General features: G+C 62.5%; 12 protein-coding genes. 7 read left to right on the plus strand and 5 right to left on the minus strand.

The features are described from left to right. Positions 1-3: 3 nt before the first annotated feature. The 4 genes from paaE to PPN31114_RS09250 all read left to right on the plus strand — a co-directional run bounded on the left by paaE (position 4) and on the right by PPN31114_RS09250 (position 3648). Positions 4-1092, plus strand: coding sequence for a 1,2-phenylacetyl-CoA epoxidase subunit PaaE (gene paaE, locus PPN31114_RS09235; protein WP_150679250.1), 1089 nt, complete (start codon positions 4-6; stop codon positions 1090-1092). Between the two features lie 210 nt (positions 1093-1302). Further along, positions 1303-2091 carry a DUF1835 domain-containing protein gene (locus PPN31114_RS09240; protein ID WP_150679251.1) on the plus strand — a complete coding sequence of 263 codons (789 nt, stop codon included), beginning with the start codon at positions 1303-1305 and terminating at the stop codon, positions 2089-2091. 9 nt (positions 2092-2100) lie between these two features. After that, a complete protein-coding gene (locus PPN31114_RS09245; protein WP_150679252.1) occupies positions 2101-2748 on the plus strand; it encodes a TetR/AcrR family transcriptional regulator in 648 nt (215 codons plus the stop codon). Positions 2749-2997: 249 nt separating this feature from the next. Continuing rightward, a complete protein-coding gene (locus PPN31114_RS09250; protein WP_150679253.1) occupies positions 2998-3648 on the plus strand; it encodes a GNAT family N-acetyltransferase in 651 nt (216 codons plus the stop codon). 87 nt (positions 3649-3735) lie between these two features. Here the strand turns inward: PPN31114_RS09250 and PPN31114_RS09255 are convergent, their stop codons facing one another. Both PPN31114_RS09255 and PPN31114_RS09260 read right to left on the minus strand, forming a co-directional pair. Continuing rightward, on the minus strand, positions 3736-4224 hold the full coding sequence (locus PPN31114_RS09255; protein WP_150679254.1) for an Lrp/AsnC family transcriptional regulator: 489 nt from the start codon (positions 4222-4224) through the stop codon (positions 3736-3738). A gap of 255 nt (positions 4225-4479) precedes the next feature. Continuing rightward, complete coding sequence (locus PPN31114_RS09260; RefSeq protein ID WP_150679255.1) at positions 4480-4698, minus strand: hypothetical protein; 219 nt, start codon at positions 4696-4698, stop codon at positions 4480-4482. Between the two features lie 609 nt (positions 4699-5307). Here PPN31114_RS09260 and PPN31114_RS09265 point away from each other — a divergent pair. Continuing rightward, positions 5308-8874, plus strand: a complete 3567-nt coding sequence (locus tag PPN31114_RS09265; protein ID WP_150679256.1) for an indolepyruvate ferredoxin oxidoreductase family protein — start codon at positions 5308-5310, stop codon at positions 8872-8874. Positions 8875-8992: 118 nt separating this feature from the next. On the opposite strand, the gene PPN31114_RS09270 is transcribed toward PPN31114_RS09265, so the two are convergent. Beyond that, entirely contained in the window at positions 8993-11278 is a 2286-nt protein-coding gene (locus PPN31114_RS09270) for an NADP-dependent malic enzyme (RefSeq protein WP_150679257.1), read from the minus strand. A 348-nt stretch (positions 11279-11626) separates the two neighbouring features. Further along, positions 11627-12874, minus strand: a complete 1248-nt coding sequence (locus PPN31114_RS09275; RefSeq protein ID WP_150679258.1) for an MFS transporter — start codon at positions 12872-12874, stop codon at positions 11627-11629. 380 nt (positions 12875-13254) lie between these two features. On the opposite strand from PPN31114_RS09275, the gene PPN31114_RS09280 reads away from it, so the two are divergent. Together PPN31114_RS09280 and crcB are read left to right on the plus strand one after the other, a co-directional pair. Beyond that, the gene (locus tag PPN31114_RS09280) at positions 13255-13944 is read left to right on the plus strand and encodes an orotate phosphoribosyltransferase (RefSeq protein ID WP_150679259.1); all 690 of its coding nucleotides are present in this window, start codon (positions 13255-13257) and stop codon (positions 13942-13944) included. A gap of 98 nt (positions 13945-14042) precedes the next feature. Next, a complete protein-coding gene (crcB, locus tag PPN31114_RS09285) occupies positions 14043-14441 on the plus strand; it encodes a fluoride efflux transporter CrcB (protein WP_150679260.1) in 399 nt (132 codons plus the stop codon). A 59-nt stretch (positions 14442-14500) separates the two neighbouring features. Here crcB and PPN31114_RS09290 read toward each other — a convergent pair whose 3' ends face one another. Beyond that, the gene (locus tag PPN31114_RS09290; protein WP_150679261.1) at positions 14501-15328 is read right to left on the minus strand and encodes a helix-turn-helix transcriptional regulator; all 828 of its coding nucleotides are present in this window, start codon (positions 15326-15328) and stop codon (positions 14501-14503) included. Positions 15329-15361 lie beyond the last annotated feature (33 nt).

The following is a 15361-nucleotide window of genomic DNA, read 5'->3' on the forward strand; positions in this document are numbered from 1 at the left end:
ACGATGACGACCCCGCAATTCCATTCGCTGACTATTCGCGAAATCCGTCCCGAGACCGCCGACGCCATCTCGATCGCCTTCACCGTGCCGGACGCCCTGCGCGACGCCTACCGCTTCACGCAAGGTCAGTTCCTCACGCTCAAGACGCTGATCGAGGGCGAAGAAGCCCGCCGCTCCTATTCGATTTGTGTGGGTGTGCCCGACTACGAGGCCACGGGCGAATTGCGTGTCGGCATCAAGCGCGTGCCGGGCGGCAAGTTCTCGAACTTCGCCAACGACCAGTTGAAGCCGGGCCAGCAAATCGACGTGATGACGCCGGACGGTCGCTTCTTCACTCGTCTGTCGCCCGAGCATGCCAAGCATTACGTCGGTTTTGCCGGCGGATCGGGCATTACGCCGATGCTCGCGCTCATCAAGACGACGCTGGCCTCGGAGCCGAACAGTCAGTTCACGCTCGTGTACGGCAATCGCTCGGTGCCCGCGATCATGTTCGCCGAAGCGCTGGAAGACCTGAAGAACACGTATCTGGGCCGCCTGCGCCTGTACCACGTGCTCTCGGACGAAGCGCAGGAAGTCGAGCTGTTCAACGGCTTGCTCGATCAGACCAAGTGCGCCGCATTCCTCGACACGCTGATTCCGCCGTCGAGCATCGACGAAGCGTTTATCTGCGGCCCGGGCCCGATGATGGATGCCGCCGAAGCCGCGCTGGCCGCCGCCGGTGTCGCGAAGGAAAAGATTCACGTCGAGCGCTTTGGGGTGCCGTCGCCGCAAGCCGGTGCGAAGCCGGTGATCATCACCGACGACACGCCGATGGCCGAGTTGGTGGTCGTGATGGATGGCAAAGAACGCCGTCTGCGTCAGCCGTACGAAGGCCAGAGCATTCTCGACACCGGGTTGGCCGCAGGCCTCTCGCTGCCGTACGCCTGCAAGGGCGGCGTGTGCTGCACGTGCCGCGCCAAGGTACTCGAAGGCGAAGTGGCAATGGACAAGAACTACACGCTGGAAGACTACGAAGTCGAACAAGGCTTCGTGCTCACGTGCCAAGCGCGCCCGCTCACGGAGCGCGTGGTGGTGAGCTACGACGAGCGTTAATCGGCAGTACACGGCACACACCGCGCTGACTCGACACAGACGCAACGCCGACGGCAAAACGGCGAGAAACACGTGCCATCGGCGTACCACCGGGTGCGAACGCTCCGTCAACGCAGCGGCAAATGCCTTGAAATGGTGCCAATGCGTCGATTATTCCCGGCATTACGGGAGCGTCAACCCGAGGTACCAGGAATACCGTAAACTACCGGCATGAATACCATCCATGTCGTCTGTGGCGACGTCGCCGCGCAGCAGTTACGCGCGGCGATGGCGCAAGCGCTTCGCGCCGACCCTGTCCTTGTCTTGCGTGACGATTTGGCCGTCGGCCCGTTGCGCGAAATCGACGAGAACGAGCGGCAACGTGCTGCCTTTTGGCAACGCGTCATCCCCTCAGCCGGGCGCGACTACGCAGGCGAACTGCGCGAGGAATTGGCCTCGCTGCAACGGTTGGCCGAAGGCGACAACGCGGTGGTTTGCTGGCATGGCGACAGCGCGTCCGATCAGCTCACGCTGCGGCGCGTCGCGTTCACGTTGCGCAACACGCCCGCACGGCTGAACGAAATTCTGCTGCGCGGCAGCGACCTGGCGCAGCCCGCGATGGCCCAAGACGCCAATCGCCGCACCAGCGTCGGCATGTACGCGCCGGAAGTGCTGGCCGAGCGCTTTGCCCGTATCGCCCCGATTTCGCTGCTGCGCATCGGCCGGCTGTCGCTGGAATGGCGAGCGCTCAAGCAAGTGAATACCCAAGTGCGCCGCTGGGTGCACAACACCTTCGAGGGTGCGACGTTCGCTGAGATCGACGATCAGATTCTCGATCAGGCCCCGGTGACATGGATGCCGATGGCCGCGTTTCTCGGCGAAATGATGCCGCGCGTCGAAGGTTTTTTTGCGACCGACAGTTTTCTGCTCTGGCGCTGCCGCGAACTCGGTGCGGCGGGCCGGCTCGCGTTGCGCGGCGACACCACCATGCCCGCAGCGTGCGATCTACGACTGGAGTAACCCCCGTTTATGGCACGTACCAAGGCGCCCGACCACGAGTCGCAGCGCGAACAGATTCTCGATGTCGCCGCCGAGGCATTTGCCCGTGCGAGCTACCCCAGCACGTCGATGTCGGAACTGGCCGCCGCCTGCGGCACGTCGAAAGCCCGTCTGTATCACTACTACGCCAGCAAGGACGCCATCCTGTTCGACCTGCTCGACCGCTACACGCAGCGGCTGATGCTGATCGTCACGGAAGTCGAAGCCCTCGGGCAGCGGCGGGGACTCTCGGAGCGGGAAACCTTCCATGAACTGATCCGGGCGTTTCTCGACGAGTACGAGACGTCGCAGACGCGTCACATCGCGCTGCTCAACGACGTCAAATTCCTCAACGACGAACAACGCGAAGTGGTCCTCAACCGCCAACGCGACGTGGTCGGCGCGTTCGCCCGTCAACTCTCGCGGGCGTTCCCCGATCGCGTGGGCAAGCCCAATCAAACCGCCCTCACGATGATGCTGTTCGGCATGATCAACTGGACGTTCACGTGGCTCAAGCCAGGCGGCCGCATGCGCTACCGCGACTTCGCCAACGAGGTGATCGGCGTGCTCGAACATGGACTCGCCCAGCCGCTGACTGACACCGCGGACAACGCGGCCTCGGGCGCCGCCAAGGCCTGAGCGCCAAAATAAGTAAGTAATCACTCTCGCAAGAATGGGCCATTACCGCCCTTTCTTGTTGCTTCGCAGCAACTTCCCCGTGAATGCCGTGACTCGATGTAACGAGAAAACACGCCATTCTTCAGTGACTTAGACGTTTCCCTCCACGGCGCGCTTTTATTTCCTAGGGTTTTTACCTAGCCGTTCGGCTATAATTCTTTTGCGTCGCACAATGCAGTGCACGCTCTAAAGAATACAAAGGATTGCGCCATGACTGCCCCGAACCACACGCCTGACGTCGCCCGCGCGACGGTTGCCGCCAACGAGCGGACGAGCGTGCTGATTCGCGAGCTGACCTCGGGCGATATCCACCGTCTGCAACGCCACTTTTTGGCGTTGGGCGAAGAAGACCGCCTGCTGCGTTTCGGCCAGGCCGTCACCGACGACGTGATCACCCGTTACGTCGCCAGCCTCGACTTCGCACGCGATAGCCTGTTTGGCGTCTACGACGACAATCTGGCGCTGGTCGCCGTCGCGCACGTCGCACAACTTCCCGAAGGCAAGAATGGCCGCGTCGCCGAATTCGGCGTCTCGGTGCTGGAATCGGCCCGCGGCCGCGGCATCGGTTCGCGTCTGTTCGAGCGTGCCGCCATCCACTGCCGCAACAAGCGCGTGGATACGCTGTACATGCACTGCCTGTCGCGCAACGCCCGCATGATGCGCATCGCCAAGAAGGCTGGCATGGAAATCAACTACGCGTACGGCGAAGCGGATGGCTACCTCAGCCTGCCTCCGGCCGACACGCAGTCGATGCTCTCGGAAATGATGCAGGACCAGGTCGCCGCGTTCGATTACGCGATCAAGCGTCAGGTTCGCAACGCACGCCGCCTGTTCGGCGCGCTCCTGCCCAAAGCTGCCTGACCTAACGTTCTGGCGTTTCGCAGGCAACAAAAAACCGGCCAAGTGGCCGGTTTCTTTTTGTCTCGTCACAATAGCGAATCGCGCGCATCAAGGCAGCGGCAATGCGGTGGTTTCTTTGAGTTGATCGAGGACGAAGCTCGTCTTCACGTCGACCACGCTGGGATGCAGCAGCAATTGCTTTTGCATGAAGCGCGAGAAGTGCGTCATGTCGCCGACGTGCACGCGCAGCAGATAATCCATGTCACCGGCCATCGCGTAACAGCCGACGACTTCGGGCCACGTATCGACGACGTTGCGGAAGTGCTCGGTCACCGTGCCTCCCTGCCCGTCGCCGGGATGGCGCTTATCGAGTCTGACGTTGACGTACGCCAGCAGCCCGAGCCCGAGACGTGTCGGCTCTAGCAGCGCAACGTAGCCACGGATGACACCGGCCTCTTCCAGACGCCGGATGCGTCGCAGGCAAGGGCTCGGCGAGAGCCGCACCTGTTCGGCGATTTCGAGGTTGGACAATCGGCCATTGCTTTGCAGCAGCGCGAGAATCCGGCGGTCGATCTTGTCCAATTCCAGCTTTGGCACTTCTCCCCCTGATTTTGGTATTTATGAGCAATGATATTGCGTCAAAATACGAAAATCATAAAGTCATCACCCTGTTTACCCGATTACAAGACATTACAAGGAAGTGCCGCCCAATAAAAAAGGCGCCAGCCTCGTCGGTCGGCGCCCTGTGGTCTGGGGCGGCATCACCGGGCAGGTGACGCTCGCATGGTGTTGCTAGGTCCGGCTTCGCTGCGCTTGGATGCGCTCGCGAGGGGCAGCCAGACCGGTGATGCCTTAACGGCGCTGAAATTCTCGCGGATCGATCGTGCGCTGGTCGAGCGGGCCTTCGTACCGTTGCGGCTGCTGCGTCGTGCGCTGCGGCTGGGTAACAGTAACGGGGGTGGGTTCGGCCGCCTTGTCGCGTGCCAATTCATCGGCTCGTGCGACGCTCACTTCCAGGGTCAGAAACGAAGCGGAAACCAGCAGGAATTTGGCGATGTTTCGTTGATTCACAGTGACTCCTTCTTTCGTGTTGCTTGGGTACTTCTCAAACGCAATGTCGTATTTCCATCTGTCGGGTAACGCAACTTAGTGTGCATTCTGCCCTGCCCGTTCCCGATCACCGACAGGCGTTACACGTTGTTACCCCCGTGTCAGAAAACACCGACAAGCGTACCTTTATCGACATAATCGCGACACATTGCCGCCATTTTGCAGTGAATTCCGAAAGACGCAGCGCGTCATGATGCCGCATCGAGAGCGTCTCTCGCACCCCATATTGGGATGAGACGCATGGGACGAAAGGAAGGGTTTACGCCAGCTACATGACGTTTACGTAAACGTCACAATCCTCGCTATACTGCCCTCGATCGACAACTTGGCAGACACCGAAGAGACGTCGCAGCGTGTGCATCACGCCCATTGGGCGACGCCGCGACGCCGGTGCTACCATAGCTGCGACTGGTCACAGCATCACGAAAAAAGGCCCCGCTCATGGAGTGACATCGTTCATCCATGGGACGTAAAGAGGCTTTGCATCACCACCGCCGTCCTGCTTCACGAGAGCGGGGGGGCAGGAAGTTTTGGCGATCCCAAAATCAGTGAGAGTGAGGAGCACACCCCATGAACGCCCCCGTCAATCCGAGCTTGCTGGCCGCGCTGGAGTCGGTCACGCTCGACGACAAATACACGCTCGAGCGCGGTCGCGCTTATATGAGCGGCATTCAGGCACTAGTCCGACTACCGATGTTGCAGCAGGCCCGCGATGCGGCCGCCGGGCTCAACACCGCCGGTTATATTTCGGGCTATCGCGGCTCGCCGCTCGGCGGCCTCGACCTGTCGCTATGGAAGGCCAAGCAGCACCTCGCCGGCCATAACATCGTCTTTCAGCCCGGTTTGAACGAAGACCTCGCGGCCACTGCCGTCTGGGGTTCGCAGCAAGTCAATTTGTATCCCGCCAAGTTCGATGGCGTGTTTTCGATGTGGTACGGCAAGGGGCCCGGCGTCGACCGCTCCATGGACGTCCTCAAACACGGCAACTCGGCGGGTTCATCGAAGCACGGCGGTGTCCTCGTGCTCGCAGGCGACGATCACGCCGCCAAATCCTCCACGCTCGCGCATCAATCCGAACACGTCTTCAAGGCGGCCGGTATTCCCGTGCTGTATCCGTCGAACGTGCAGGAGTATCTCGACTACGGCCTGCATGGCTGGGCGATGAGCCGGTACTCTGGCTTGTGGGTCGCGATGAAGTGCGTGACGGACGTGGTCGAGTCGTCGGCCTCGGTGATGATCGATCCGCACAACGTCGACATTCGCCTGCCGAACGACTTCATCATGCCGCCCGACGGCCTGAACATCCGCTGGCCCGATCCGCCGCTGGTGCAGGAAGCGCGGATGATCGACCACAAGTGGTATGCCGCCCTCGCCTACGTGCGCGCCAACAAGCTCGACCGCGTGACGATCGATTCGGACAATGCGCGCTTCGGCATCATGACCGGCGGCAAGGCGTATCTCGACGTGTGTCAGGCACTCGCCGACCTCGGACTCGACGAAGCCACGTGTCAGCGCATCGGCATTCGTCTGTACAAAGTGGGCTGTGTGTGGCCGCTCGAAGCGCAGGGTGCGCGCGCGTTCGCACAGGGTTTGCAGGAAATTCTCGTGGTCGAGGAAAAGCGTCAGATCCTCGAATATCAGATCAAGGAAGAGCTGTACAACTGGCGCGACGACGTGCGTCCGCGCGTGTACGGCAAGTTCGACGAGAAGGACGGTGCAGGCGGCGAATGGTCGGTGCCGATGGCCAACTGGCTGCTGCCCGCGCACTACGAACTCTCACCCGCGCTGATCGCGAAGGCCATCGCCACGCGTCTGGAAAAATTCGAATTGCCGAGCGACGTGCGTGAGCGCATCAACACGCGTCTGAAGGTCATCGAAGCCAAGGAGCAAGCGCTCGCCAAGCCGCGCGTCGCCGCCGAGCGCAAGCCGTGGTTCTGCTCGGGCTGCCCGCACAACACGTCGACGAACGTGCCGGAAGGCTCGCGCGCCATCGCCGGTATCGGTTGCCACTACATGACCGTGTGGATGGACCGCAAGACCGACACCTTCTCGCAAATGGGCGGTGAAGGCGTGCCTTGGATCGGTCAGGCGCCGTTCTCGTGCGACGAACACATCTTCGCGAATCTGGGCGACGGCACGTACTTCCACTCGGGGTTGCTCGCCATTCGCGCGGCGATCTCGTCGAAGGTCAACATCACCTACAAGATTCTCTACAACGACGCCGTGGCGATGACGGGCGGCCAGCCGGTCGACGGCACGTTGAGCGTGCCGCAGATCGTGGCGCAGGTCGCCGCCGAAGGCGCTGAGAAAATCGTGATCGTCACCGACGAGCCGGAGAAGTACGACGGCGTGAAGCTCGTAGGCGACGTGCCGATCTACCATCGTAGCGAACTCGACCGCGTGCAGCGCGAGTTGCGGCTGGTGAAAGGCACCACGATCCTCGTGTACGACCAGACGTGCGCCACTGAGAAGCGCCGCCGCCGCAAACGCGGCGCGTATCCCGACCCGGCCAAGCGTGTCGTCATCAATGAAGCGGTGTGCGAAGGCTGCGGCGATTGCTCGGTGAAGTCGAACTGCCTGTCGGTCGAACCGCTCGAGACGGAATTCGGCACGAAGCGCCAGATCAATCAATCGACCTGCAACAAGGACTTCTCGTGCCTGAACGGTTTCTGCCCGAGCTTTGTGACGGTGGAAGGCGGTCAACTGCGCAAGCCCAAGACGGCCAAGGTCGATAACGAAGGTCTGCCGCCGTTGCCGGAACCGGCCCTGCCGCCGATCACGCGTCCGTACGGCATTCTCGTCACGGGCGTGGGTGGCACCGGTGTGGTGACCATCGGCGGTCTGCTCGGCATGGCTGCGCACCTGGAAAACAAGGGCGTGACCACACTCGACGTGACCGGTCTGGCGCAGAAGGGCGGTGCCGTGACGAGCCACGTGCAGATTGCACTGCAACCGGAAGACATTCACGCCACGCGTATCGCCATGGGCGACGCACGCGTCGTGATCGGTTGCGACGCCATCACGACGGCCAGCGACGACACCCTCTCCCGCGTGCAGCACGGTGTGACGAACATCGTGGTGAACAGCGCCCACACGCCGACGGCGGAATTCATCCGCAACCCGAGCTGGCGTTTCCCGGGCGCGAGCACCGAAAACGATATTCGCGCGGCTGCCGGTGACAGCGTCGATTTCGTCGATGCGAACCACTTGGCACTGCGTCTGCTTGGCGACACGATCTACACCAACCCGTTCGTGCTGGGCTTTGCTTGGCAGAAGGGCTGGGTACCGCTCTCGTACGCGGCCCTCACGCGCGCCATCGAACTCAACGGCGTGTCGATCGAGAAGAACAAGCAAGCGTTCGAATGGGGACGCCGTGCCGCGCACGATCTCGCCAGCGTACGCAAGCTTGCGCAACAAGGGGAAGCCCCGGAATCGTCGGCCGCAGGCGGCAAGCTGATTACGCTGCACTCGCCCAAGGCACTCGACGCGTTGATCCAACGCCGCTACGACCAACTCGTCGCGTATCAGGATCGCGCTTACGCCGAACGCTTCAAGCAGACGGTCGACCGCGTGCGCAATGCCGAGTCGGCCATCGACAACGGCGCGTCGCAAATGCCGCTGACGGAAGCGGTTGCCCGCGCGCTGTACAAGCTGATGGCTTACAAGGACGAGTACGAAGTCGCGCGTCTGTACAGCGACCCGGCGTTTATGAAGAAGCTGAACGAACAGTTCGAAGGCGACTTCTCGCTGCGCTTCCATCTGGCACCGCCGTCGCTCGCGAAGCACGACGACAAGGGCCATCTGATCAAGAAGGCTTACGGTCCGTGGATGATGAAGGCGTTTGGCGTGCTGGCGAAGTTCAAGGGCCTGCGCGGCGGTGCGCTCGACATCTTCGGACGCACCGAAGAGCGTCGTACCGAGCGTGCGCTGATCGGCGAGTACGAAGCGCTGGTGAACGAACTGATCTCGCACCTGAACGAGCACAACGTCACGCTGGCGGTGCAACTGGCTGAACTGCCGCAAGAGATTCGCGGCTATGGCCATGTGAAGGAGCAGAACCTCGCCGCTACTCGCATCAAGTGGACGAAGTTGCTCACGCAGTTCCGCGACGGCAGTTCGCATCGCGTGGCCGCGTAAGCCATACTGACAGCCCCATAAAAAATCCCGCCAGCGCGAAAGCGACTGGCGGGATTTTTTTATCCTGCACTGGCAGACATGCTCACCGGGTCACCCCGGCGGCATGCCCATCAGCTCATCAACGCACGACGTTGGCAGCAGCCACGGCGGTCATGTTGATAATGCGGCGCACGGTGGCGGCCGGGGTCAGGATGTGGACCGGCTTGGCGCAACCGAGCAGGAACGGACCGACCGTCACGCCTTCACCGCCCGTCATCTTGAGCAGGTTGTACGTGATGTTGGCAGCTTCCACGTTCGGCATGACGAGCAGGTTGGCTTCACCGGCCAGACGCGAGGCCGGGTAAGCCGCACGACGCACCGATTCCGACAGTGCTGCGTCGCCGTGCATTTCGCCGTCGACTTCCAGTTCCGGAGCACGTTCGGCCAGCAGTTCGCAGGCGCGGGCCATGCGTTGTGCCGAGGCCGACTTCACGCTGCCGAAGTTCGAGTTCGAGAGCAGCGCCACCTTCGGGGCGATGCCGAAGCGCTCGATTTCCTTGGCGGCGAGCACCGTCATCTCGGCGAGTTGCTCCGACGTCGGCGTCTCGTTCACGTACGTATCGCTGATGAACAGGTTACGCTTCTCGAGCATCAACAGGTTCATGGCGGCGTAGTTGCTCACGCCTTCGGCGCGGCCCAGCACTTGATCGACCACGTCGAGGTGACGGTGGTACGTATCGATCATGCCGCAGATCATGCCGTCGGCTTCGCCCAGACGCACGAGGATCGAGCCGATCAGCGTGTTGTCCTTGCGCATGGCGGCCTTCGCCACTTCCGGGGTCACGCCGTGACGGGCGCCCAGGTTGTGGTATTCCTGCCAGCAGCGCTGATAGCGCGTGTCGTCTTCCGGATTGACGATCTCGAAGTCGACGCCCGGCTTGAGCTTCGAGCCGATCTTTTGCAGACGCATTTCCACCACGGCCGGACGGCCGATGATGATCGGCTTGGCGATGCGCTCGGCCAGCACGAACTGCGCCGCGCGCAGCACGCGCTCGTCTTCGCCTTCGGCGAACACGATGCGAGCGGCCGTGTTAGCGGCAAAGCGCGCACGCGCCGCGGCGAACACCGGACGCATGATGAAGCCCGTGCGATAGACGGTCGTGCCGAGCTGTTCGCGGTAAGCGTCCATGTCCTTGATCGGACGCGTCGCCACGCCCGAGTCCATCGCGGCTTGCGCGACGGCCGGGGCGATCTTGATGATCAGGCGCGGATCGAACGGCTTCGGAATGATGTATTCCGGGCCAAACTCGAGCGACTGGCCTTCATAGGCGCGCGCCACTTCTTCGCTCTGCTCTTCTTCCTGCGCCAGTTCGGCGATAGCACGCACGGTGGCGAGCTTCATCTCTTCCGTAATGGTCGTCGCGCCCACGTCGAGCGCGCCGCGGAAGATGAACGGGAAGCACAGCACGTTGTTCACCTGGTTCGGATAGTCCGAACGGCCGGTGGCAACGATACAGTCGGGGCGAGCGGCCTTGGCGATTTCCGGGCGAATTTCCGGCTCGGGGTTGGCGAGCGCGAGAATCAGCGGGCTCGGGCCCATGGTCTTGACCATGTCGGCGGTGAGCACACCGGCGGTCGAGCAGCCGAGGAACACGTCGGCGCCGTTGCTCGCGTCAGCCAGCGTGCGGGCTTCGGTCGTCACGGCGTAGCGCGCCTTGCTCTCGTCGAGCTTGTCGCGGCCGGTGTGAATCACACCCTTCGAGTCGAGAACCAGAATGTTCTCTTTCTTCAGGCCGAGGTTCACCAACAGGTCCAGACAGGCGATGGCGGCAGCGCCGGCGCCCGAGCAAACCAGCTTCACGTTGCCGATGTCCTTCTTCACGACCTTCAGGCCGTTGAGGATAGCGGCCGACGCAATGATGGCGGTACCGTGCTGATCGTCGTGGAAGACGGGGATCTTCATGCGCTCGCGCAGCTTCTTCTCGATGTAGAAGCACTCGGGCGCTTTGATGTCTTCGAGGTTGATGCCGCCGAGCGTCGGCTCGAGCATGGCGATGGCTTCGACGAGCTTGTCCGGGTCGTGCTCGGCGAGTTCGATGTCGAACACGTCGATACCGGCGAACTTCTTGAACAGGCAGCCCTTGCCTTCCATCACCGGCTTGGCGGCGAGCGGGCCGATGTTGCCCAGACCCAGCACGGCGGTGCCGTTGGTAATCACGCCCACGAGGTTGCTGCGCGACGTGTAGCGGTTGGCGGCGAGGGGGTCTTCGGCGATCGCTTCGCAGGCGTAGGCGACGCCCGGCGAGTAAGCCAGCGACAGATCGATCTGGTTCGACAGCGGCTTGGTCGGCGTCACCGAGATTTTGCCCGGGCGGGGGAATTCGTGGTACGCCAGAGCGCTTTCTTTCAAGTCAGGTTTGTCCATATCTCGATACCTAAATACAGGGCGACAGCCGGGCGACGGCAACTCGAGGGTAGCGCGCGGGCACGGCAGTCTTGTGACGGATCACGGCGGGAAGAGCCAACCGGAGGGATTCGGCGATTTTGTCGCTGACGGTGTTCTTCGCTGCGCGGTGGCGTGATGGCCACCGCTCCCCCGGGTCTTCTACACCGCGCTTTCACGCGTCAGACCCAGAGCTTGCGGCGCGCCGGACGCACCGCAGGACGCAAAGTGTACACCTTGCGCCGAAAGCTTGATGGCGGCGCGCGACAGCATAGTTGTGCGGCGCGCCGCCCTCAGCCAGCACGAATATGCTGGCAAAAGCGAGAAAACTCAGGAAAGCGCTTCGCCGCGGCGCTCGGGGATCAGGAACAGCGTGGCGATGATATCCAGCACATAGATGCTGGCAAGGAACACGAGCGCAATCTTGAACGAGTACGCGGCTGCGAGCGCGCCGACCGCGAGCGGCCCGAAGCCGCCGACCGCACGGCCGATATTGAACAGCACGTTCTGCGCCGTCGCACGTGCTGCCGTCGGATACAGCTCGGAGATCAACGCGCCGTAGCCGCCGATCATGCCATTCACGAACATGCCCATCACGGCGCCACCAATCAGCAGCGCGAACTGCGATTGCAATTGCGCATAGACGAAAACCATCACCACCGCACCGATCTGATAACCGATGAACGTCGGGCGGCGGCCGAAGCGATCGGCCAGACGACCGAACAGCCAAATGCCAAACGCCATACCGAGCACGGTCACGGCGGTCCACATGGCCGATTTGGTCAGCGAGTAGCCAAAGGCCTTCGACAGATACGACGGCATCCAGATCATCAAGCCGTAGTAGCCGAAGTTTTGCACCGAGCAGAGGATGGCGACGCCAAGGCTCGCGCGCGTCGTGGCGCAGTCTTTGACCAGCAGCTTGAGCGGTGCGTGTTCGCGCGGCTGCTTCTGCTGCGCGATGAAGAGCTCCGGCTCACCGAGCGTGCGGCGCATGACGAACGACACCACCGCAGGCAGCAAGCCCACGGCAAACATGCCGCGCCAGCCGATGAGCGGCAGCAGCACCGGCGTGAGCAACGCTGCGGCGAGCACCCCGGCTTGCCAGCCCAGCCCCACGAACGACGAGGCACGTGCCCGGCGTGCCGGTGCGCAAGCTTCCGCCGCCAGTGCCATGCCGATGCCGAACTCGCCGCCCAGCCCGATCCCGGCGATGGTGCGATACGCGAGCAGATCCCAATACCCTTGCGCCAACGCGCACATCCCGGTGAAGACCGCGAACAGAAGAATCGTCCACGACAACACGCGCACGCGGCCATAGCGGTCGGAGAGCATGCCGAAGACGATGCCGCCCACCACGGCGCCCACGAGCGTCCAGGTGACGAGCGCGCCCGACTGTGCGCTGGTCAGCGCGAGATCGGCAGCAATGGCGGGAAGAATGAAGCCGAGAATCAGCAGGTCGAAGCCGTCCATGGCATAGCCAATGGCGGACGCCCACAGCGCGCGGTTGGCATAACCGCTGTCTTGCGTGCTGTTAGGCACGGCGCTCGCGGCGGAAAGAGACGTTGAATCGTTGGACATGTTGGGCGGCTCCGGCCGGCGTACGTTGGCGAAGATGACAAAAAGGGGCAACAGGGGGAGCGGATATCCGCGTCGTCTTGTTACTACGCGGTCACCTAACCTGAAATTCGGCGTGAGTGTATGCCTGTCATAAAGCCTCGGCAACTGTCTCTTTTTTTGGATTCATCTATCGTGGCGGTTTTTTCATATGCGCCGTGCGGTCACACTGCGCGTATGTTGCGCACAGAAAATATACGCTCCGTGCATAATTGACCGCTCGATTGCTGAATGTTGTGGCATAATTCGCGTTTAAGCGCTGGTCCGCCGTGCCGACCTGCCGCGCTGAACCTGATTTCCCCCTGCTGCCCGCACGGCGTGCAGCTACGCAAAGGATCCGCATCATGATTGGCATCGACCGCCAGGCGATCTCCGACATCACCGCCAAAATCCTGCTCGAAGTGGGCGCGGTGCATTTCAACGCTGAGAAGCCGTACATCTTCACCTCGGGCTGGGCCAGCCCGGTCTACACCGATTGCCGCAAGCTCATCTCGTACCCGCGCGTGCGCCGTACGCTGATGGACTTCGCAGAAGCCGTGCTCATCGAAGACGTCGGCTGCGAGCAGTTCGACACGGTTGCCGGCGGCGAAACCGCTGGTATCCCGTTCGCGGCATGGATTGCCGACAAGCTGATGCTGCCGATGCAGTACGTGCGCAAAAAACCGAAGGGTTTCGGCCGTAACGCCCAGATCGAAGGCGATCTGCCGGAAGGCTCGCGCGTGTTGCTGGTCGAAGATTTGACGACCGACGGCCGCAGCAAGATCAACTTCTGCAAGGCCCTGCGCGAAGCCGGCGCGAGTGTGAATCACGTGTTCGTGATCTTCCACTACGACATCTTCCCGGAGAGCCGTCAGGTGTTGAAGGACATCGACGTGAACCTGCACTCGCTCGCTACGTGGTGGGACGTGCTGCGCGTTGCCAAGCAGCAGAACCACTTCGACACGAAGACGCTCGACGAAGTCGAGAAATTCCTGCACGCACCGGCCGAGTGGTCGGGCGCGCACGGTGGTGCCACGTCCTTCCCGAAGGACTAAGCCGCGCCGTGGCAATGCCCGTAGTATTCGCTTGAGAGGCGAGGACGGCCGGCCCCGAACAGGGTCGGCCGTTTTGTTATCTGCTAGGGGAAAAACGCATGTTTGCTTCGGTCATTGCCATAAGCGTCGGGGCCGCCCTCGGCGCCTTGCTGCGCTGGCTACTGAGCGTTCAGCTCAACGCCATTTTGCCGACCATGCCACTCGGCACGCTCGCCGCCAACCTTGGCGGGGGCTATCTGATCGGTATCGCGGTGGCAGTGTTCAGCCAGTTTCCGTCGATCCCCTCCGAATGGCGGCTGCTGATCGTCACCGGCTTTCTCGGCGGACTCACCACCTTCTCCACCTTCTCGGCAGAAGTCACCACGCTGCTACGTGAGGGACAACTCGGCTGGGCATCGATGACCGTGGTCACGCACGTTGCGGGCTCGCTCGTCATGACCCTGCTCGGCATGGCCAGCGCGACGTATCTCGTGCAGTGGATGCGGACATCGGCGTAACGCCTCACGCCTGCGTAACGCTACGCGGTGGCACAGCGTCTCGCGCCGATGCCGTCCGCTTACGCCAGCAACATCACCAGCTTCACATCGTCGTGGCCCGAGAGCCGGAACGTCACCTGCGCGAAATCGATCTCGCCGCGTGCCGGGTGATGAAAGCCACGACGGCCGCCTTCTCGCTCGACCACGTCTTGCTGCGACCAGAGCGCGGCAAACACAGCGCTCTCACGCTGCAACGCATCGGTGAGCGCACGCACTGGCGTGTCGTCGAGATACGCGCTGCATTCCGCACGAAATTCTGCGACCACGCGACGCGCACGGCTCGGCCAGTCCTGAATCAACGTCTGCGCCGCCGGATCGAGAAAGATGTAACGCAGCAGATTCTTCGGCCCCGGCGCATCGAGCCAGCCACGGAAGATGTCTGACGCCGCGTCGTTCCACGCGAGCACATCCCAGCAACGATCGAGCGCATAAGCGGGCGCGGCGACGGCAGCGACCGCCGCCTGCACCTGCGCCGCCGCATGGTTCGGCAACGGCTCCGCACCGCGCTCCGGGTCGCGCTTGCCGGCCAGATCGAACAAATAGGAACGCTCGGCACGCGAGAGCCGCAACGCGCTCGCCACCGCCGACAGCGCCCCGACGGAAATCGACACCTCACGCGCCTGCTCGATCCACGTGTACCAAGTCGCCGACAGACCGCACAACTGCGCCACTTCCTCGCGCCGCAGCCCCGGCGTACGGCGGCGTCCGATGGGCGGCAAACCGACGGCAGCGGGCGTGAGTCGCTCACGATGGGCACGCAGAAAATCACCCAATGCGCGGCGCTGACTGGCAGCGCCGCGGGCATCGTCGGCGGCGGGCTTGAGGGGAGGCGTGTCGGGTGATGTCATGATCGGGGGTAGTTTTTATACCAGGATAAATGC

Origin of the sequence: Pandoraea pneumonica, from assembly GCF_902459645.1 — a bacterium.
Classification (GTDB): Bacteria; Pseudomonadota; Gammaproteobacteria; order Burkholderiales; family Burkholderiaceae; genus Pandoraea; species Pandoraea pneumonica.